20 protein-coding genes are annotated in these 19271 nt (G+C 71.0%); all 20 read right to left on the bottom strand.

The features are described 5' to 3' along the window. Positions 1–128: 128 nt before the first annotated feature. The 20 genes from OHV05_RS29370 to arc all read right to left on the bottom strand — a co-directional run bounded on the left by OHV05_RS29370 (position 129) and on the right by arc (position 18999). Positions 129–1130, bottom strand: a complete 1002-nt coding sequence (locus tag OHV05_RS29370) for a proline racemase family protein (RefSeq protein WP_405020358.1) — start codon at positions 1128–1130, stop codon at positions 129–131. A gap of 73 nt (positions 1131–1203) precedes the next feature. After that, on the bottom strand, positions 1204–2067 hold the full coding sequence (locus OHV05_RS29365; RefSeq protein ID WP_403032721.1) for a dihydrodipicolinate synthase family protein: 864 nt from the start codon (positions 2065–2067) through the stop codon (positions 1204–1206). Between the two features lie 160 nt (positions 2068–2227). Beyond that, on the bottom strand, positions 2228–3610 hold the full coding sequence (locus OHV05_RS29360) for an FAD-dependent oxidoreductase (protein WP_405020357.1): 1383 nt from the start codon (positions 3608–3610) through the stop codon (positions 2228–2230). Beyond that, the gene (locus OHV05_RS29355; RefSeq protein WP_405020356.1) at positions 3591–3905 is read right to left on the bottom strand and encodes a (2Fe-2S)-binding protein; all 315 of its coding nucleotides are present in this window, start codon (positions 3903–3905) and stop codon (positions 3591–3593) included. The genes OHV05_RS29360 and OHV05_RS29355 overlap by 20 nt, the downstream gene beginning before the upstream one ends. A 191-nt stretch (positions 3906–4096) precedes the next feature. Beyond that, positions 4097–5248, bottom strand: coding sequence for an NAD(P)/FAD-dependent oxidoreductase (locus OHV05_RS29350; RefSeq protein WP_405020355.1), 1152 nt, complete (start codon positions 5246–5248; stop codon positions 4097–4099). 114 nt (positions 5249–5362) lie between these two features. Next, complete coding sequence (tatC, locus tag OHV05_RS29345) at positions 5363–6256, bottom strand: twin-arginine translocase subunit TatC (protein ID WP_405021572.1); 894 nt, start codon at positions 6254–6256, stop codon at positions 5363–5365. Between the two features lie 47 nt (positions 6257–6303). Further along, positions 6304–6543 carry a Sec-independent protein translocase subunit TatA gene (gene tatA, locus OHV05_RS29340; protein ID WP_405020354.1) on the bottom strand — a complete coding sequence of 80 codons (240 nt, stop codon included), beginning with the start codon at positions 6541–6543 and terminating at the stop codon, positions 6304–6306. Between the two features lie 84 nt (positions 6544–6627). Further along, positions 6628–6792: a hypothetical protein gene (locus OHV05_RS29335; RefSeq protein ID WP_405020353.1), complete on the bottom strand. Its 165-nt coding sequence runs from the start codon at positions 6790–6792 to the stop codon at positions 6628–6630. A gap of 21 nt (positions 6793–6813) precedes the next feature. After that, entirely contained in the window at positions 6814–7044 is a 231-nt protein-coding gene (locus tag OHV05_RS29330) for a hypothetical protein (protein WP_403031837.1), read from the bottom strand. Positions 7045–7047: 3 nt separating this feature from the next. Further along, positions 7048–7965 carry a helix-turn-helix transcriptional regulator gene (locus tag OHV05_RS29325; RefSeq protein ID WP_403032727.1) on the bottom strand — a complete coding sequence of 306 codons (918 nt, stop codon included), beginning with the start codon at positions 7963–7965 and terminating at the stop codon, positions 7048–7050. A gap of 26 nt (positions 7966–7991) precedes the next feature. After that, positions 7992–8969 (bottom strand): helix-turn-helix transcriptional regulator, encoded by a 978-nt coding sequence (locus tag OHV05_RS29320; RefSeq protein WP_403031840.1) that lies wholly within the window; start codon positions 8967–8969, stop codon positions 7992–7994. Positions 8970–9094: 125 nt separating this feature from the next. Continuing rightward, the gene (locus tag OHV05_RS29315) at positions 9095–9466 is read right to left on the bottom strand and encodes an FKBP-type peptidyl-prolyl cis-trans isomerase (RefSeq protein WP_403031843.1); all 372 of its coding nucleotides are present in this window, start codon (positions 9464–9466) and stop codon (positions 9095–9097) included. Positions 9467–9523: 57 nt separating this feature from the next. Beyond that, entirely contained in the window at positions 9524–10813 is a 1290-nt protein-coding gene (locus OHV05_RS29310; protein WP_403031846.1) for an FKBP-type peptidyl-prolyl cis-trans isomerase, read from the bottom strand. Between the two features lie 121 nt (positions 10814–10934). Beyond that, the gene (locus OHV05_RS29305) at positions 10935–11921 is read right to left on the bottom strand and encodes an FKBP-type peptidyl-prolyl cis-trans isomerase (RefSeq protein WP_405020352.1); all 987 of its coding nucleotides are present in this window, start codon (positions 11919–11921) and stop codon (positions 10935–10937) included. Positions 11922–12019: 98 nt separating this feature from the next. Beyond that, complete coding sequence (gene pafA / locus OHV05_RS29300) at positions 12020–13381, bottom strand: Pup--protein ligase (protein ID WP_403031852.1); 1362 nt, start codon at positions 13379–13381, stop codon at positions 12020–12022. 109 nt (positions 13382–13490) lie between these two features. Beyond that, positions 13491–14231 carry a proteasome subunit alpha gene (prcA, locus tag OHV05_RS29295; RefSeq protein ID WP_405020351.1) on the bottom strand — a complete coding sequence of 247 codons (741 nt, stop codon included), beginning with the start codon at positions 14229–14231 and terminating at the stop codon, positions 13491–13493. A gap of 36 nt (positions 14232–14267) precedes the next feature. Beyond that, positions 14268–15110, bottom strand: a complete 843-nt coding sequence (prcB, locus tag OHV05_RS29290; protein ID WP_405020350.1) for a proteasome subunit beta — start codon at positions 15108–15110, stop codon at positions 14268–14270. Between the two features lie 154 nt (positions 15111–15264). Next, complete coding sequence (locus OHV05_RS29285; RefSeq protein WP_403031860.1) at positions 15265–15483, bottom strand: ubiquitin-like protein Pup; 219 nt, start codon at positions 15481–15483, stop codon at positions 15265–15267. Positions 15484–15618: 135 nt separating this feature from the next. After that, positions 15619–17130 carry a depupylase/deamidase Dop gene (dop, locus tag OHV05_RS29280; protein ID WP_405020349.1) on the bottom strand — a complete coding sequence of 504 codons (1512 nt, stop codon included), beginning with the start codon at positions 17128–17130 and terminating at the stop codon, positions 15619–15621. Positions 17131–17232: 102 nt separating this feature from the next. Then, complete coding sequence (gene arc / locus OHV05_RS29275) at positions 17233–18999, bottom strand: proteasome ATPase (RefSeq protein WP_403031865.1); 1767 nt, start codon at positions 18997–18999, stop codon at positions 17233–17235. Between the last annotated feature and the right edge of the window lie 272 nt (positions 19000–19271).

Here is a 19271-nt window from a genome sequence, read left to right as displayed (position 1 = left end):
TCTGGCGCGGGGTCACCGCGAAAGTGCCTGCCCGCCCACACAGGTGCGACGCTCCTGAGGTCGGCGCCGCCCACGCGGCGGAGCCGCACATCGGCAGAGCCCCGGGCCCCTGGTGGCGCAGCATGCGCCTAAAGCAGGAAGCCTGCGGGGAACGGGTCGGACGGGTCGAGGAAGTACTGCGCCGTGCCGGTGACCCAGGCGCGACCGGTGACGGTCGGGACGACCGCCGGACGGCCGGCCACGGTGGTCTCCTCGACCAGGCGGCCGGTGAACGAGGTGCCGATGAAGGACTCGTTCAGGAAGTCCTGGTGGAGCGGGAGTTCGCCCCGGGCATGCAGCTGGGCCATCCGGGCCGAGGTGCCGGTGCCGCACGGCGAGCGGTCGAACCAGCCGGGGTGGATGGCCATCGCGTGCCGGGAGTGGGCGGCGGTCGAGCCGGGGGCGAGCAGCTGCACGTGGTGGCAGCTGTGGATGGACGGGTCCTCCGGGTGGACCGGTCGGTCGGCCGTGTTGATGGCGTCCATCAGGGCCAGCCCGGCGTCCAGGATCTCCTGCTTGCGCTCCCGCTCGAACGGGATCCCGAACTCGGCCAGCGGCAGGATCGCGTAGAAGTTGCCGCCGTACGCCAGGTCGTAGCTCACCGCGCCGTAGCCGGGGACCTCGATCTTCTGGTCCAGCGCCACCGAGTAGGAGGGCACGTTGCGGATCGTCACGGCCTTGGCCGCGCCGTCCTGGACGTGCACGTCGGCGATCACCAGGCCGGCGGGGGTGTCCAGCCGGACCGTGGTGACCGGCTCCACCACGTCGACCATGCCGGTCTCCACCAGGACGGTGGCGACCCCGATGGTGCCGTGGCCGCACATCGGCAGCAGTCCCGAGACCTCGATGTAGAGCACGCCGAAGTCGGCGTCTGGCCGGGTCGGCGGCTGGAGGATCGCGCCGCTCATCGCCGCGTGGCCGCGCGGCTCGTACATCAGCAGGGTGCGGAAGTGGTCCAGGTGCTCCTGGAAGTGCACCCGGCGCTCGGCCATGGTGGCGCCCGGAATGACGCCGAACCCGCCGGTGATCACCCGGGTCGGCATGCCCTCGGTGTGCGAGTCGACGGCGTGGAAGACGTGACGGCTGCGCATGGATTCGGTCCCCTCGGTGGGAGGGCCGGCTGCCCCCGCAGCCGGCCACTGGCGTGTCAGGTGTGACGCGCGGTCAGATCAGACCGTCGGCGATGGCCTTCTCGGTCGCGGACCGGACGGCCGACTCGATCTCCGGGGAGAGCGGGAAGCGCGGCGGGCGGACCGGGCCGCCCGGGCGGCCGGCGATGTCCATCGAGAGCTTGATGGCCTGGACGAACTCGGTCTTGGAGTCCCAGCGCAGCAGCGAGTGCAGCGACCGGTACAGCGGCACCGCGGTCTCCAGGTCGCCGGAGACGGCGGCGTGGAAGAGCTTGGCGCTGGACTCGGGGAGCGCGTTCGGGTACCCGGCGATCCAGCCCACCGCGCCGGCCAGGGCCAGCTCCAGCAGCACGTCGTCGGCGCCGATCAGCAGGTCGAGACCGGGGGCCAGCTCGGCGATCTCGTACGCCCGGCGGACGTCGCCGCTGAACTCCTTGACGGCCACGATCGAGCCGTCGGCGTGCAGCTGGGCGAGCAGCTCGGGGACCAGGTCGACCTTGGTGTCGATCGGGTTGTTGTAGGCGACGATCGGCAGGCCGACCTGGGCCACGTCGGCGTAGTGCGCGCGGACGGCGGCGTGGTCGGCGCGGTAGGCGTTCGGCGGCAGCAGCAGGACGGAGCCGGCGCCGGCCTCGGCGGCCTGCTCGGTCCAGCGGCGGGACTCGGCGCTGCCGTAGGCCGCGACGCCGGGCATCACCCGGGAGCCGTCACCGGCGGCCTCGACCGCGGTGGTGACGACCCGCGCCCGCTCCTCGGCGGTGAGGGTCTGGTACTCGCCGAGCGAGCCGTTGGGGACGACGCCGTCGCAGCCGTTGGCGATCAGCCACTGGACGTGCTCGCCGTACGCGTCGTAGTCGACGGAGAGGTCGGCGCGCAGCGGGAGCGTGGTGGCGACCATGATGCCGCGCCAGGGACGGGTGGGCTCGTGCGTTGCGGACACGTGGACTACTCCTTGGGATGTGAGGTGTGACATTTTATTAGATGGGAAGAGCGGACACAAGGGGGCGCAGCGGACGGGCCGCGCCCCCGGGGTCAGGACTTCCCCCGACAGGGTGGCACTAGGAGCCGTCGGCCAGCTGGGCCAGCGGGACGGGGCAGGAGAGCGGCCGGGAGTCCGGGCGCAGCTCGGTGCTGCCGGACAGGCAGGCGACCGCGGGCCCGCACATCCGGCCCTGACACCAGCCCATCCCGGCCCGGGTGAGGAGTTTGACGGTCCGTGGGTCGGCGGCGCCGAGCTCCTCGACCGCCTCCCGGACGGCGGAGACCGGGACTTCCTCGCAGCGGCAGACGTCGGTGTCCGGACGGAGCCAGTCCGTCCAGCCCGGACCGGGGCGGTGCGCGGCGGCCATCAGTCCGGCGAACGCCCGACGGCGGTCCCGGCGGCGGCGCAGCGCGGTCGGCACCGGTGCCCCGGCGATCACCCGGGCCGCCAACTCGCCCTCGGCGATGGCCAGGTCGGCCCCGCCGACGCCGCAGGTCTCGCCCGCCGCCCAGAGCCCGGGCAGTGTGGTGCGCAGCCCCGCGTCGACCTTCAGCGCGACCGTCCGGTCGGCTGTCAGCACGGTCTCCGCCCCCAGCTCGGTGGCCAGTTCGATCTGCGGCAGCAGGCCGTGGCCGACCGCCACCGCGTCGCAGTCGATCCGTCGCTCGGTGCCGGGCACCGGGCGCCAGTCGGCGTCCAGCCTGGCCACCGTCACCCCGGTCACCCGGTCGGTGCCGTGCGCCTCGACCACCGCGCTGGAGCGCCGCAACCGCACCTTGCCACGCAGCAGGTTCGCGCCGTGCCCGGCCCCCTCGACCAGCTTGCCGGGGTTGGCGGCGAGCGTACCGAGCCCCCGGGCGTAGCCGAGGTAGTTGCCAGCCTCGACCACCGCCGGGACGCTCGCCCCGGCGGCGACCAGCGAGGAGGCGGCGGCCAGCAGCAGCGGACCGCTGCCCGCGACCACGATCCGGCGGCCGGGCAGCACCAGGCCCGCCTTCAACATCGCCTGCGCACCGCCGGCGGTCACCACCCCGGGCAGCGTCCAGCCGGGGAAGGGCAGTTGGCGCTCGTACGCACCGGTGGCCAGCAGCACGGCCGTCGCCTCGACCACCGCGCTGCCGGTCGCCCCGGCGCCGACGGTGGCGTGCAGCCGCCAGGTCTCGCCCCGTTCGGCGGTCCAGACGTGGTGCTCCGTCAGATGGGTGACCGAACCGGCGGCCAGCCGGGCGGTCAGCCCGGTGAAGGCGGACCAGCCGTGGTGCAGCCGCTCCGGGTGGGCGGCGCCCAGACCGGGGGCGGGGTGGCGGTAGTACTGGCCGCCCGGGCGCGGGCCCGCGTCCAGCAGGACGCAGCGCAGGCCGAGTTCGGCGGCGGTGACGGCGGCGGCCAGCCCGGCCGGGCCGGCCCCGATCACCGCGAGGTCGTACGGGGTCGGGGCGTCAGACGGCGAGGTCGGCACGGCCGTGGCCCTCCTGGGTGGTGACGGTGGTGCCGGGCTCGGCGGGCAGCAGGCAGGTGCGCTGGTTGGCCCGGCCGTCGACGGTGGCCAGGCAGTCGTAGCAGGCGCCGATCCCGCAGAAGGCGCCGCGCGGGCGGCTGTTCACCCGGGTGGTGCGCCAGGCCAGGATGCCCTCCGCCCACAGCGCGGCGGCGATGCTCTGGCCGGGCAGCGCCGGGATCGGGCGGCCGTCGAACTCGATGGTGTGGCCGGGCTCGGGCCGTGCGCCGACCAGTTCGGCGGGGGTTCGGCGCATGCTGCTTCCTCTGCTGGGTCGGGGCCTGTCCGACGATTCGCGTCGGATCAGGCCGGGTCGTTCGGTGCGTGCGATCGGCGTGTGGCCGGGACGCCCTCGTAGCGGAGCTACTTGGGTGTTTCGGCCGTGCGGCGAGCGTGCGTGCCGGGCGGGCCGGACCCGACGGGAATCGTCGGACAGGCCCCTGACGATCACGCGGCGGTTCCGTCGAAGCGGTCGGCGCGGAACGGGGTGAGGTCGAGCTCGGGGCGCTCGCCGGTGAGCTGACGGGCGATCAGCAGGCCGGTCGCGGGGGCCAGGCCGATGCCCGCGCCCTCGTGGCCGCAGGCATGGTAGAGGCCGGGCACCCGGGGGTCGGCGCCGATCGCGGGCAGGTGGTCCGGCAGATAGGGGCGGAAGCCCCGGTAGGCGCGCTGCACCGCGACGGTGCGCAGCACCGGGAAGAGGGCGGCGGCGTTGGCCGCCAACCGGTGGAGCACCTCCACCGAGAGCGTCCGGTCGAAGCCGACCCGCTCCCGACTGGCGCCGATCAGCACCGGCCCGGCGGGGGTGCCCTCCACCACGGCGGAGGTCTGCAGGGCGGCCGAGCCGCTGGCCACGTCGGCCACGTAGTCGGCGGCGTAGACCTTGTGCCGGACGATCCTCGGCAGCGGTTCGGTGACCAGCACGAAGCCCCGGCGGGGCAGCACCGGCAGGGCCACCCCGGCCAGCCCGGCGAGTTCACCGCCCCAGGTGCCGGCCGCGTTGATCACGGCGGGGGCGTCGATCCGGCCCCGGTCGGTGGTGACACCGAGCACCTCACCGGACGGACCGGTGCGGATCGCGGTGACGGTCTCACCGAGCCGGATCGACGCCCCGGAAGCCCGCAGCAGGTGAGCGGCTGCCAGTGCGGGCTGGACCTGGGCGTCCTGGACGTAGTGGAAGCCACCGGCCAGGCCGGGGGCCAGGTGCGGCTCCAGCTCGGCCAGCCGGTCGCCGGGGATCTCGGCGGAGACCACCCCGGCCTTGGCCTGCTCGGCCGCGAAGGCCCGCAGCGCGGTCATCCCGGCCTCGGCCGAGGCGACCACCAGGCCGCCCTTGGCCTCGTACTCGAGCCGCTCGCCCAGCTCCTCGGCGATGGTCCGCCAGAGGCCGGTGGAGAGCAGCGCGAGGTCGAGCTCGGGGCCCGGCTCCTTGTCGGAGACCAGCAGGTTCCCCTCGCCCGCACCGGTGGTGCCGCCGGCCACCGGGCCGCGGTCGACCACTGTGACGGTCAGGCCGGACCGGGCGGCGTAGTAGGCGCAGGCGGCACCGACCACACCGGCGCCGATCACCAGGACATCGTGGGGGGATCTCTTGGACACGTCAGTAATATGTCACATGGTTGTGGCGCTGCCAAGGCCGTGGACACGACAGAGAAGCCCCGGCCCACTGGAAAGACCAGCAGGCCGGGGCCCTGGAAGCCGACGACGACAATGTCAGGTGATGTCGTCCAGCTGCTCGCGGCGCGCCGCCGGCACGACCGACGGCAGCTCCGGGGCGGCCGACGCCTCGATCCCCTCGACCGAGTCGACCCGGTCCACCGAGAGGTCCAGGTGCGACGCCTCGTCCTCGTCCAGCCCGGTGTCCGGGTTGCGCCGGGCCCGACGGCGGTCGTTCAGCAGGGACACCCCGACCGCCACGAAGTACAGCGCGATGATCGGCGCGGCCAGCCCCAGCATCGAGAGCGGGTCCGCGCTCGGGGTGGCGAACGCGGCGAAGACGGTGATCGCCATGATCATCCCGCGCCACCAGCCGAGCAGCCGCTTGCCGGAGACCACCCCGACCAGGTTGAGCATCACCAGCAGCAGCGGGAACTCGAAGCCGAGACCGAAGACCAGCACCATCCTGGTGATGATGTCGAGGTAGTTCTCCACCGGCAGGATCGAGGTGACCCCGCTGGCGCTCAGCGAGATCAGCATCTGCGCCGTCATCGGCATGATCAGGTACGCCAGCGCGGCGCCCGCCAGGAACAGCGGGGTGCCGAGGCCGAGGAAGGAGAGCGTGTAGCGGCGCTCGTTCCGGTGCAGCCCGGGCGCGACGAACTTCCACAGCTGGTAGAGCCAGACCGGGGTCGACACCACCACACCGGTCGTCAGACCGACCTTGAGCACCACCGTGAAGGCGCTCATCAGACCGATGTTGGAGACCAGCGCGCAGTTGGCGTCGCCCGGCATCGGCTTGCCGTCCGGACCACAGGTCGGCAGCGGCGCGATCAGGAAGTCGGTGATCTGCCGGTGGTAGATCACCGCGACGATGGTGATCACGATGATCCCCACCAACGACTTCACCAGCCGGTTGCGGAGCTCCCGCAGGTGGTCGGCGAGCGCCATCCGGCCTTCGGGGTCCTTGGCCGGCTTCACGGCCTTCTCGGACTTGCTCAACCTCGGTCCTCAACTCGTGCGGTCTGGCCGGGGGCGGCCTTGATGACCCGCGGGGCCTCGATCGGATCGGCGGCCCCCTCCTTGGCGGCGGCCACCGTCTCGTCCTTCAGGGCCTTGGTCTCGGCCTTGAGGATGCGCGCCGACTTCCCGAGCGAGCGGGCCAGATCGGGCAGTCGCTTCGCACCGAACAGCAGCAGGGCGAGGACGACGATGATCAGAATCGTGCCGATCCGCATGTGCGACCGCCTTTCTCCCAGGGGCAGCACTCCCCTACTCCGGGCGATGGTAGCCCCTGCGGGTGACCGAGCGGGAACGAGGTCCTAGGAAGGCTTCAACTCGCCGGCCGCCTCGGCCAGCGCGCGGGCGGCGCCGTCCACCTCGCGGGCCAGCGATCTGACGTCCAGCCAGAGGCGGCAGGCCAGCGCGCCGAGCACCAGCAGCCCGGCGGTGGCCAGCAGGACGGCGGCGGTCATGGTCCACGGCACGGTGTCGGCTCCCCTGTTCCCTTATCCCTCGACCGGCAGCAGGCGCATGGTGCTGACCCCGGCCCTGGTCAGCGCCGCCACGATGTTCTCACCCGCGGGCTTGCGCACCGAGGCGCCGCACGCCGGGCAGCTGAAGCTGTAGAAGGTCCGCTCCCGGGTGGCGCCGAGCGCCAGCCGGAAGGCGTCCGCCGCCAGCTCCACCTTCGCCCGGCAGTCCGAGCAGTAGACCTTGAATCTGGTGCCCTCGGCCACGGATCAGTCCCGGTACCCCTCGAGCGCGGCCAGGGCGGTGGCCCGGGCCGACTCGGCCAGCTCGGCCGGCGAGACGATCCGGCCGTCCCGGCCCAGCCGCAGCGCCAGCGGGCGCAGCCCGGCCGGGTCGGCGCTGCGCAGGGTGATCCGCAGGCCGCCGTCCGGGAGCTCCTCGGCCGCGTCGTGGGTGTAGTACTCGGCCACCCAGCGACCGCCGGCGCCGACCTCGACCACCACCTCGGGGTCGTCGGCGGCCGGCGAGACCAGCCCGGCGGACAGGTCGCGCGGCTCCAGCCGGGGCGGCGCGGCGGGCTCGTCCAGCACCTTGATCTCGGCCACCCGGTCCAGCCGGAAGACCCGCCGGTCCTCGGAGGTCCGGCACCAGCCCTCCAGGTAGGTGTGGCCCTCGGTGACCAGCCGGATCGGGTCCACCAGACGCTCCGTCATACCGCCGCGCCCGTGCGACCAGTAGCGCAGCCAGATCAGCCGGCCCTCGCTGAGCGCGCGGTCGATGTCGGCGAAGACCTGGCCCTCGGCCTCGAAGGTCACCCCGACCCGGGCGCTGGATTCGGCGCTGTCACCGGCCGCGTCCTCGATCTTGGCGACCGCCCGGGTGAGCGCCTGCCGGTCCCGCTCGCGCAGTCCGGGCAGCCCGGCCACCGCGCGGGCGGCCACCAGCAGCGCGGTCGCCTCGTCGGCGGCCAGCCGCAGCGGCTGGGCCACGTCGTCGACGTTGTGCCACCAGATCCGCTCGCCGTCGGTGTCGATGTCCAGCAGGTCGCCGCCGCGGAAGCTGGTGCCGCACATCGGCAGCACGTTCAGGTCGTTGATCAGCTCCCGCTCGGTGATCCCGAACGCCCGGGCCACCTCGGCCACCTCGGCACCGGGGCGCTCCCGCAGGTAGGTGACCAGCGAGAGCATCCGCCGGGTCTGGTCGATCGCGTTGCTCACTGCTGCCCCTCCGGTGCGAGGCCGGCCACCGCGCGCAGCCGGTCGATGACGTCTGCCCGCAGCTCCTCGGGCCCCAGCACCACCAGGTCCGGGCCGAACTCGGCCAGGTCGGCGGCCAGGCCGTTGCCGTACGGGATCTCCAGCTCGTCCCAGCCGCCCGCCAGTTCACGGACCTTCAGCGCCTTGGTGCGGAGCGGGAAGCCCGCCCCCTGGCGCAGCCGGACGGTGGCGCTGGCGGTCGCGCCCTCGCCGGCGAACCGGGCCACCACCGCGCGGACGTCCACGTGCCCGGGCACGGCGCCGGTGAACTGCCCGGCCCGGGAGCGCACCTTGCCGGTGATCCGGCTGAGCCGGAACACCCGGGCGGCCTCCCGGTCGCGGTCCCAGCCGGCCAGGTACCAGTGGCCGCGCCAGCACTCCAGCGCCCATGGCTCCACCGCGCGCTGCTCGGCGGCGGAGGCACCGGCCTTGCGGTACTCGAAGGTGACCGGACGGCGGTCCCGGGCGGCGGTGAGCAGCGGCTCGAAGGCCGCCTCGCGGGCCGGGATCCGGGGCTCCAGCGCGCTGTTCGCGCCGTCCTCGGCGATCGGCATCCCGCCGGCCCGCAGCTTCTGCAGCGCCCCGCTGGCCGCGCCGGACATCTTGGCCTGCTGCCACACCCGGGCGGCCAGCGTCAGGGCGGCCGCCTCCTCGGCGTCCAGGGCGATCTCCGGCAGCCGGTTGCGGTCCCGGCGGGCCAGGTAGCCGACCTCGCCGTCCAGCGCGTTCTCGTCGACGTCGATGACCAGGCCGAGCTCGCGCAGGTCGTCCTTGTCCCGCTCGAACATCCGGTTGAAGGCCTCTTCGCTGCCCTGCTGCCAGGCCTCGCGGTACGCCTCGACGGACTCCCGGAGCTCCTTCTTGGAGAGCGGACGTCTGGTGTTCATCAGGCACAGGGCGAGGTTCATCAGCCGCTCTGCCTTGGCGATCGCCATCGCGGACCTTTCCGGTAACTGGGGTGCATCTTGATCCGCCGACGACCGTACCGGTAGCGACCCGGCCGGGGAAAGCCGAGGGCCGTACCCCGCAGTCGCGGGGTACGGCCCAGGGTGACGAGCTGTCAGACGCCGAGCAGGTCGACCACGAAGATCAGGGTCGAGTTCGGCGGGATCAGCGGGCTCGGCGACTGGGCGCCGTACGCCTTGTTCGGCGGGATGATCAGCTCGCGACGACCGCCGACCTTCATGCCCTGGACACCCTCGTCCCACCCCTTGATGACCCGGCCGCCGCCCAGCGGGAAGCTGAACGTCTGACCGCGGTTCCAGGAGGCGTCGAACTCCTCGCCGGTGGAGAACGTCACGCCCACGTAGTGGACCTGGACGTTGGCGCCGGCCTTGGCCTCGGCACCGTCACCCACCACGATGTCGCGGATCTGCAGCTCGGCCGGCGGCTCGCCGCCCGGGAAGTCGATCTCCGGCTTCGTAAGGCTCACAACAAGCTCTTCTCGTTCGGTGATGTAACAGGGACACGCTACGCGACCGGACCGGGACTAGTCGGCCGCACCCACACCCGCGTCCAGAATGTCGATCACGAAGACCAGGGTCGAGTTGGCCGGGATCTTCTCCGAGGCCTTGTCGCCGTAGCCGAGGGCCGGCGGGATGACGACCTCGATCCGGCTGCCGATGGTCTGGCCGGTGACCGCCTTGTCCCAGCCCTCGATGACGCCGCCGCCACCGGTGACGAAGCTGAACGCCTGGCCGCGCTCCAGCGAGGAGTCGAACTGCTTTCCGTCGGCGTACAGCGCGCCGGTGTACTGGACGACGACCTTCTCGCCGGACTCGATCTTGCGGCCCTTGCCCGCGACCAGCACCGAGGTCTTCAGCTCGGTCGGCGCCGCGGCCCCGGCCACCGGGGTGATGGTGGCCGGCTTCTTGCCGTTGTCCTTCACCTTGGGCATGCCCTCGGCGGGCTCGGCCACGTCACCGCTGACGGTGGCGTCCGGCGCGGTGGTCTGCTTGATGTCGATCACGAAGACCAGGTTGTCGGCGGCCCCGACACCCATCTGCTGGTTGCCCTCCGGGCCGAAGGCGGCGGCCGGCGGGGCGATCACCAGCACCCGGCTGCCGGCCTTGTGACCGGTCACCGCGTCGTCCAGGGCCGGGATCAGCTTGCCGCCGCCGGCCTGGAAGAGCTGCGGCTTGTTCTGGTCGAAGGAGCTGGCCAGGTCCTTGCCGGTGGTCCAGTCCTTGCTGGTGAAGTCGGCGGTGACCCAGTGGCCCTTGTCGACCTTCGGACCGGTGCCCTCGATCAGCGTCTTGACCACGAAGTTGCCGTCGGCCGCCTCCTTGGGCAGCTCGATGGTGGCCTTCTTGCCCAGCTCGCCGGTGACCGTCGGCAGCACCTTGGAGTCCGTCTTGATCGGCGGCACCGCGGCCTGCGACGGGGCCGCCGGGCTGCTCGGGGCGGCGTCCGCCGCCGGCTTCTTGCTGTCCGGCTTGTTCACCACGTACAGCGTCACCCCACTGCCGACCAGCAGCACCGCGAGCACCGTGCCGAGGATCACGCCGAGCCGACCCACCGAGCCGGGGTTCTCGTCGTACCCGGCCTCCGAGAGGTCCTTCTTGCGCACGTTGGAGGCGAAGACCTGCGGGGTCTCGTCCTTGGACTCGCCGCTCTCCACCCGCCTGGCCTCGGCCTGACCCCAGCCGGCCGACTGCTTCAGAATGGCGGGCGGGACGACGATCGACTCGCCGTCGCCGGGCAGCGGCCCACCGGGCCTGGCGGCCGCCGGGTCCGTCACCGCTCCGTCGTTCGCGCCACCGGCACTCTTGTCAGTCATGACTCCCCATCCATCTCGCCGCGCCGCGCCCTCACCGGGTCCTGACGGACACCTGCCACAGTGCGCGACAGTATGTCAGGTGTAGATGAGGGCGCGGTAAGAGGCGGGACGCCCGAACGGCTCAGACGGCCTCGAGGATGTCGATCACGAAGACCAGGGTCGAGTTCGCCGGAACGGCGGACTGCGCCTTGTCCCCGTAACCGAGGGTCGGCGGGACCACCAGCTCGACCCGGCTGCCCACGGTCTGGCCGACCAGGCCCTGGTCCCAGCCCTTGATCAGACTGCCGGTGCCGACCTGCAGCGCCTGCGCCCCGCCGTGGCTCCAGGAGGAGTCGAACTGCTGGCCGTTGGCCCACAGCACCCCGGTGTACTGGACCACCAGGGTCTGCCCCGACTGCACCGGCTTGCCGTCGCCCTTCACCAGCACGAAGGTCTTCAGCTCGGTCGGCGGCGCGGGCGGCCCGGCCGGGATCGTGATGGTCGGCGCGGCCTTGCCGTTGTCCTTGACCTGCGGCATGTCGGCCGGCGGCTGGGTGAGCGCGCCGCCGATGGTGGACTCCGGCGACAGGCTCTCCATCACGTCCAGCACGAAGACCACGGTGTCCCCCGCCCCCACCCCGAGGTCCGCCTTGCCCTCGGTGCCGAAGGCGGCGGCCGGCGGGGCCACCACGAGCAGCCGGCTGCCCACCTTCCTGCCCAGCACGCTCTGGTCGAAGGCGGGCACCAGCTGCCCGCTGCCTGCCTGGTACAGCTGCGGCTTGCTGCCGGAGTCGTAGGAGCTGGTGACGTCCTTGCCGGTGGTCCAGTCCTTGGCGGTGTAGTTGACGGTGACCCAGTCGTTCTTGGCGACCGTGGCGCCGTCCCCCTCGCTCACCGTGTTCACCACGAACTGGCCGCTCGGCTGCTCGGCCGGGATGGTGATGGTGGCCTTGCTGCCGAAGTTCCCCGCCACGGTGGGCATCGGCGAGGCCGACGCCACCGGGGTCGGCACCGCCGCGGCGGAGGCCGAGGAGGTCGCGGAGGCCCCCGAGGAGGGCGACCCGTCGCTGCTGCACGCGGGGAGCAGGACGAGCGGCAGGACGGCGAGCAGACCGGCGATACGACGCACGGTATTCCTAACTGTCGGTCAAGTACGAGGTACTACAAGCTCGCCCGACAGCGTATGGCCCGATCCGCTCCCTGCCCCGGAGGCACCACGACCCGGTGCTACATACCGGCGATCAGCTTCTCCACCCGCTCGTCCACCGAACGGAACGGGTCCTTGCAGAGCACCGTGCGCTGCGCCTGGTCGTTGAGCTTGAGGTGCACCCAGTCGACGGTGAAGTCCCGGCGCTGCTCCTGCGCCTTGCGGATGAAGTCGCCGCGCAGCCGGGCCCGGGTGGTCTGCGGGGGCACCGACTTGGCCTCGAAGGTCTTCAGGTCGGTGGTCACCCGCGCCGCCTGGCCCTTGTTCTGCAGCAGGTAGAACAGCCCGCGCCGACGGTGGATGTCGTGGTAGGCCAGGTCGATCTGGGCCACCCGGGGGTTGGACATGCTCATCTGGTGCTTCTCGCGGTACCGCTCGATCAGCTGGTGCTTCATGATCCAGTCGATCTCGGTGGCGACCGAGCCGAAGTTCTCGGTGCGGACGGCCTCCAGGGTGCGGCCCCAGAGGTCGAGCACCCGGGCGATGGTGCCGGTGTTGATGCCCTTGCGGTCGGCGAACTCCAGCGCCTTGGAGTAGTACTCCTCCTGGATGTCCAGCGCGCTGGCCTCCCGCCCGTTGGCGAGCCGCACCTGGTGGGTGCCGGTGAGGTCGTGGCTGACCTCGCGGATCGCCCGGATCGGGTTCTCCAGCGTCAGGTCGCGCAGCACCACGCCGGCCTCGATCAGCCGGAGCACCAGGTCGGTGGCGCCGACCTTGAGCAGGGTGGTGGTCTCCGACATGTTGGAGTCGCCGACGATCACGTGCAGCCGGCGGTAGCGCTCGGCGTCCGCGTGCGGCTCGTCCCTGGTGTTGATGATCGGCCGGGACCGGGTGGTCGCCGAGCTGACGCCCTCCCAGATGTGCTCGGCCCGCTGACTGACGCAGTAGACCGCGCCGCGCGGGGTCTGCAGCACCTTGCCAGCGCCGCAGATCAGCTGACGGGTCACCAGGAACGGGATCAGCACGTCGGCCAGCCGGGAGAACTCGCCGTGCCGGGCCACCAGGTAGTTCTCGTGGCAACCGTAGGAGTTGCCGGCCGAGTCGGTGTTGTTCTTGAACAGGTAGACGTCGCCCGCGATGCCCTCCTCGTGCAGCCGCCGCTCGGCGTCCACCAGCAGGCCCTCGAGGATCCGCTCGCCCGCCTTGTCGTGCGTCACCAGCTCGGTGACGTCGTCGCACTCGGGGGTGGCGTACTCGGGGTGCGAGCCCACGTCCAGGTAGAGCCGGGCCCCGTTGCGCAGGAAGACGTTGCTACTGCGGCCCCAGGAGACAACCCGGCGGAAGAGGTACCTGGCCACCTCGTCCGGGGACAGCCGACGCTGCCCGCGGAACGTACAGGTGACGCCGTACTCGTTCTCGATCCCGAAAATTCGGCGGTCCATAAGGCTCCTCTTCTCTGCGCGAGGCCTTGCGAAACCCTTGGTGAACCCGGCGGGGCATCGGTTCACCGCGGTGGAGCGGGAGCCCGGCCCGGGCTCCCGCTGCTACCGGCTACTCGGAGGCGTCCGGCTCCTCCGCGGCGGCGGACTCGTCGCCGCTCAGCAGACGGCCGAGCTGGCCGCCCAGGATGCGCTTGAACTTCCGCTGCTGGAAGCGGGTGCGGTCGAGCACCGCGACCTCCAGCTGATCCGGCGTCAGGGTGCGCGGGCTGCCGCCGCTCGGGTCCCTGGCGAGGCCGTCCACGGCCAGCCGGAGCGCCCCGGCCAGGGTCAGCCCGGACCGGTGCTGCTGGCCCAGGTAGGTGCCGATCGAGTCGGCGTTGCCGCCGACCACGACCGCGTTCTTCTCGTCCACCACCGAGCCGTCGGGGGTGAGCCGGTAGATCTGGTCGTCCTCGGTGGTGGCGCCGACCTCGGCCACGATCAGCTCCACCTCGTACGGCTTCTCGCCGACCGAGGAGAAGATCGTGCCGAGCGTCTGGGCGTACACGTTGGCCAGCCCACGGGCCGTCACATCGGCCCGGTCGTAGGAGTACCCGCGCAGGTCGGCGTAGCGCACGCCGCCGATCCGCAGGTTCTCGAACTCGTTGTAGCGGCCGACCGCGGCGAAGGCGATCTGGTCGTAGATCTCGGACACCTTGTGCAGCGCCCGGGAGGTGTTCTCGGCGACGAAGAGGATGCCGTCGTCGTAGGTGAGCACGACCACGCTGCGGCCGCGCGCGATGCCCTTGCGGGCGTACTCCGCGCGGTCCGCCATGGCCTGCTGGGGCGAGACGTAGAACGGTGTGGACACCGGCGATCGTCCCCTTCCTGGTTGGGAGCCGGCGGGCTAGAGGAGTGGGGCCTGCGGGCCGTTGGGGTGCTCGAGGCGGCCGTCGGTGATCGAGTGCGCGATCGTGGAGACCTCGTCGTCGGTGAGCCGGCGGAAGCCGTCCTCGGTGATCAGCGAGACGATCGGGAAGATCTTCCTGGCCATGTCGGGGCCACCGGTGGCGGAGTCGTCGTCGGCGGCGTCGTACAGCGCCTGCACCACCACGGTGGCGGCCTGATCGGCCGTCAGGTCGGCGCGGTAGAGCTTCTTCAGCGAGCCCCGGGCGAACACCGAGCCGGAGCCGGTGGCCGCGAAGCCGCGCTCCTCGGACCGGCCGCCGGTGACGTCGTAGGTGAAGATCCGGCCACGGCCCAGCCGGAGGTCGTACCCGGCGAACAGCGGCACCACGGCGAGGCCCTGCATGGCCATCCCGAGGTTGCCCCGGATCATCGTGGTCAGCCGGTTGGCCTTGCCCTCCAGCGAGAGCACGGTGCCCTCGATCTTCTCGTAGTGCTCCAGCTCCAGCTGGAACAGCCGGACCATCTCGACCGCCAGGCCGGCCGTGCCGGCGATGCCGACAGCGCTGTACTCGTCCGCCGGGAACACCTTCTCGATGTCCCGCTGGGCGATCACGTTCCCCATCGTGGCGCGGCGGTCACCGGCGATCACCACACCGCCGTCGAAGACCGCGGCGACGATGGTGGTGCCGTGCGGCGCCTCGATCGTCAGGCCCTCGGGCAGCTTGCGGCCGCCGGGCAGCAGCTCCGGCGAGTGCTGGCCGAGGAAGTCGTAGAACGACGAGGACCCCGGAGTCAGGAAGGCAGCCGGTAGACGCCCGGTGCCACCAGTGTTGGCTTCCACACGATTCCTTCCAGGTAGATCAACTAGACGCTTGCCCCGGACACTACCCGTTTGCGGGCCGTGATCCACCTGACAGGTCGTCCGAAGTTTGCGCGCGGCAACCCCGTGCATTTCTGACGGGATTGCCGCGCGCGACGGAAGAACTGGCGAGCGGCTACTGGCCGCCCTTCTGGACGAACTGCCGGACGAAATCCTCCGCATTCGACTCGAGCACGTCGTCGATTTCGTCCAGGACCGCGTCCACGTCGTCGTTGAGCTTTTCCTGGCGCTCCTTGAGGTCGTCCGAAGCCTGTGCCTCTACGGCCTGCTCCTCGACCTCCTCGGAGGAACGGTTCGCCCGCTGCTGACCACCGCCGGTGTCCTTGCTGGCCATTTCCCTCACCCCGCTCGCTCGGTTGGTCCGACCCTATCGACCGGCTACGACATCCGCGTCCGGTTCCTGTACAACGTTCGTCGTTCGTCAGGATGATTCCCCGTCGCGGGATGTTCACCCTTGGTGATCGAAAAGTTACCCGCCGGACAGCACCCGGACCAGGTCCTCGGCCGTCCGACAGCGGTCCAGCAGCGCCTCGACGTGCTCCTTGGTGCCGCGCAGCGGCTCCAAGGTGGGGACCCGCTGGAGCGAGTCCCGGCCCGGCAGGTCGAAGATCACCGAGTCCCAGGAGGCCGCCGCCACGTGGTCGGCGTACTGCTCCAGACAGCGGCCGCGGAAGTACGCCCTGGTGTCCTCCGGGGGCTTGCCGACCGCCCGCAGGATGTCCTCCTCGGTGAGCAGCCGCTCGAACCGGCCACGGGCCACCAGGCGGTTGTAGAGGCCCTTGTCGGGGCGGACGTCGCTGTACTGGAGGTCGACCAGCTGGAGCCTGGGGCTGTCCCAGTCCAGGCCGTCGCGCTGGCGGTAGCCCTCCAGGATCTCCTTCTTGGCGATCCAGTCCAGCTGCCTGGACAGGCTCATCGGGTCGTTCTCCAGCCGGCCGAGCACGTCCTCCCAGCGGGCCAGCACGTCCAGGGTCTGCTCATCGGCGTCCTGGCCGTAGCGGTCCTCGACGTACTTGCGGGCCAGCTCGTAGTACTCCAGCTGGAGCTGGACGGCGGTCAGCTTGCGGCCGCCGCGGAGCTGGATCAGGTACTTCAGCGAGGGGTCGTGGGAGACCCGGTGCAGAGTCCGGACCGGCTGGTCGACGGCGAGGTCGGCGGTGATGAAGCCGTCCTCGATCATCGTCAGGACCAGCGCGGTGGTGCCCAGCTTGAGGTAGGTGGAGATCTCCGAGAGGTTGGCGTCCCCGATGATCACGTGCAGCCGGCGGTACTTCTCGGCGTCCGCGTGCGGTTCGTCCCGGGTGTTGATGATGGGCCGTTTGAGGGTGGTCTCCAGACCGACCTCGACCTCGAAGTAGTCGGCCCGCTGGCTGATCTGGAAGCCGTCCGCGTTGCCCTCCTGGCCGAGACCGACCCGGCCCGCGCCGGTGATCACCTGCCGGGAGACGAAGAACGGGGTGAGGTGGCGGACGATGTCGGCGAACGGGGTGGCCCGCTGCATCAGGTAGTTCTCGTGGGTGCCGTAGGAGGCGCCCTTGTTGTCCGTGTTGTTCTTGTACAGGTTGATCCGCTGACCGTTCGGCAGCTCCAGCGCACGGGCGGCCGCCTCGGCCATGATCCGCTCGCCGGCCTTGTCCCAGAGCACCGCGTCCCGCGGGTTGGTGATCTCCGGTGAGCTGTACTCGGGGTGCGCGTGGTCGACGTAGAACCGGGCGCCGTTGGTGAGGATGATGTTGGCCAGACCGATGTCCTCGTCGGTCAGCTGGCTGGAGTCGGCCACGTCGCGCGCCAGGTCGAAGCCGCGCGCGTCCCGCAGCGGGTTCTCCTCCTCGAAGTCCCAGCGAGCCCGCCGCGCCCGGTGCATCGCGGCCGCGTAGGCGTTGACGATCTGGGACGAGGTGAGCATGGCGTTGGCGTTCGGGTGGCCCGGCACGGAGATCCCGTACTCGGTCTCGATCCCCATCACGCGCCGTACGGTCATGCGGCCCTCCTCTGGAATATCCCGAGACGCGCCGTCCGGCTGCGGGGCGGGTGGGCGCCGCAGCCGGACGGTGAGTTGAGCGGTCCTTCAGGTGGAGCGGTGCTACAGGTACTGCCCCGTGTTGGCCACCGTGTCGATCGACCGGCCGGACTCGGCGCCCTGCTTGCCGGTGACCAAGGTCCGGATGAAGACGATCCGCTCGCCCTTCTTGCCCGAGATCCGGGCCCAGTCGTCCGGGTTGGTGGTGTTCGGCAGGTCCTCGTTCTCCTTGAACTCGTCCACGCAGGCGGCCAGCAGGTGGGCCACCCGCAGACCGTGCTGGCCGGTGTCGAGGAAGGCCTTGATGGCCATCTTCTTCGCCCGGTCGACGATGTTCTGGATCATCGCGCCGGAGTTGAAGTCCTTGAAGTACAGGACCTCCTTGTCACCGTTGGCGTAGGTGACCTCCAGGAAGCGGTTCTCCTCGGTCTCGGTGTACATCCGCTCGACCACGGCCTGGATCATGCCGAGCACGGTCGCGGCGACCGAGCCGTCGTGCTCCTTGAGGTCGTCCGGGTGGAACGGCAGCGAGTCCTTGAGGTACTTGGAGAAGATGTCCTTCGCGGCCTCGGCGTCGGGGCGCTCGATCTTGATCTTGACGTCCAGGCGGCCGGGCCGCAGGATCGCCGGGTCGATCATGTCCTCGCGGTTCGAGGCGCCGATCACGATGACGTTCTCCAGGCCCTCCACACCGTCGATCTCGGCGAGCAGCTGGGGGACGATGGTGTTCTCCACGTCCGAGCTGACGCCCGACCCACGGGTGCGGAACAGCGACTCCATCTCGTCGAAGAAGACGATGACCGGAGTGCCCTCGCTGGCCTTCTCCCGGGCACGCTGGAAGACCAGGCGGATCTGCCGCTCGGTCTCGCCGACGTACTTGTTGAGCAGCTCCGGGCCCTTGATGTTCAGGAAGTAGCTCTTCCCCTGCGGCCGGCCGGTGACCTCGGCGACCTTCTTCGCGAGCGAGTTGGCCACCGCCTTGGCGATCAGCGTCTTGCCGCAGCCGGGCGGGCCGTAGAGCAGCACGCCCTTGGGCGGGCGCAGCTCGTACTCCTTGAACAGGTCGGCGTGCAGGTACGGGAGTTCGACCGCGTCGCGGATCTGCTCGATCTGGTTGCCCAGACCGCCGATCTGCCGGTAGTCGATGTCCGGCACCTCCTCGAGGACCAGATCCTCGACCTCCGACTTGGGGACCACCTCGTAGACGTAGCCCGAACGGGGCTCCAGCAGCAGGGCGTCCCCGGAGCGGAGCGTGACGCCGTGCAGCGGTTCGGCGAGCCGGACCACCCGCTCCTCGTCGGTGTGACCGGTGACCAGCGCGCGTTCGCCGTCCTCCAGCACCTCCTTGAGGGTGACGATGTCACCGATGCTCTCGTAGGCCATCGCTTCCACGACGTTGAGCGCCTCGTTGAGCATCACCTCCTGGCCACGGCGGAGTTCGTCGAGGTCGATGCTCGGGCTGACGTTCACCCGCAGCTTGCGGCCACCGGTGAAGATGTCGGCGGTGCCGTCCTCGTTCTGGCTGAGGAAGGTGCCGAATCCGGCCGGGGGCTGGGCGAGCCGGTCGACTTCCTCCTTGAGGGCCACGATCTGGTCGCGGGCCTCTCGGAGCGTGGAGGCGAGCCGTTCGTTCTGGGCGGTGACACCGGCCAGGTTGGTCTGGAGCTCGACGATGCGGTCCTCGAGAATCCGAGAACTGCGCGGTGAGTCGGCGAGCTTGCGGCGCAGGGCGGCGACCTCCTGCTCAAGGTACGAGACCTGAGCAGCCTCGTCGGAACCCCGTACGGGCCGGCCGGCGCTGCGGTTGTAGTCGTCATCGTGGGATGCCACGGTCCTCACCTCCTCCTGGGGGAGCTGGACGACCCAAACCTACCTGGGACCAGGGGGGTGTAAACCCCTAGATCAGAAAGTTGGAACGGGCGTGTCCGATCTTCGCCCTCGGATGCTTCCCCTCTGCAAGGGAGATACCCACCGCGCACCGGTCAAAGCAGACCAGATGTATCGTCGGGCAGGTCAATATCCGATCGTGACCGGGGGAGCCGGTCGGATCAGTGTACGAATGGCAGGAATGCCCCAGGACGGGATAGACCGGACCGGGCAGG

Source organism: Kitasatospora sp. NBC_00070 (assembly GCF_045041205.1).
GTDB lineage: Bacteria > Actinomycetota > Actinomycetes > Streptomycetales > Streptomycetaceae > Kitasatospora.
This window is presented reverse-complemented; position numbering and strand designations above follow the sequence as displayed.

What these genes read in the sequence shown, in the direction of transcription:
- OHV05_RS29370 (WP_405020358.1), bottom strand. Translation starts at nt 1,130, where the DNA reads ATGCGCAGCCGTCACGTCTTCCACGCCGTCGACTCGCACACCGAGGGC.
- OHV05_RS29365 (WP_403032721.1), bottom strand. Translation starts at nt 2,067, where the DNA reads ATGGTCGCCACCACGCTCCCGCTGCGCGCCGACCTCTCCGTCGACTAC.
- OHV05_RS29355 (WP_405020356.1), bottom strand. Translation starts at nt 3,905, where the DNA reads ATGCGCCGAACCCCCGCCGAACTGGTCGGCGCACGGCCCGAGCCCGGC.
- tatC (WP_405021572.1), bottom strand. Translation starts at nt 6,256, where the DNA reads ATGGCGCTCGCCGACCACCTGCGGGAGCTCCGCAACCGGCTGGTGAAG.
- tatA (WP_405020354.1), bottom strand. Translation starts at nt 6,543, where the DNA reads ATGCGGATCGGCACGATTCTGATCATCGTCGTCCTCGCCCTGCTGCTG.
- OHV05_RS29325 (WP_403032727.1), bottom strand. Translation starts at nt 7,965, where the DNA reads ATGCTCTCGCTGGTCACCTACCTGCGGGAGCGCCCCGGTGCCGAGGTG.
- OHV05_RS29320 (WP_403031840.1), bottom strand. Translation starts at nt 8,969, where the DNA reads ATGGCGATCGCCAAGGCAGAGCGGCTGATGAACCTCGCCCTGTGCCTG.
- OHV05_RS29310 (WP_403031846.1), bottom strand. Translation starts at nt 10,813, where the DNA reads ATGACTGACAAGAGTGCCGGTGGCGCGAACGACGGAGCGGTGACGGAC.
- pafA (WP_403031852.1), bottom strand. Translation starts at nt 13,381, where the DNA reads ATGGACCGCCGAATTTTCGGGATCGAGAACGAGTACGGCGTCACCTGT.
- OHV05_RS29285 (WP_403031860.1), bottom strand. Translation starts at nt 15,483, where the DNA reads ATGGCCAGCAAGGACACCGGCGGTGGTCAGCAGCGGGCGAACCGTTCC.
- dop (WP_405020349.1), bottom strand. Translation starts at nt 17,130, where the DNA reads ATGACCGTACGGCGCGTGATGGGGATCGAGACCGAGTACGGGATCTCC.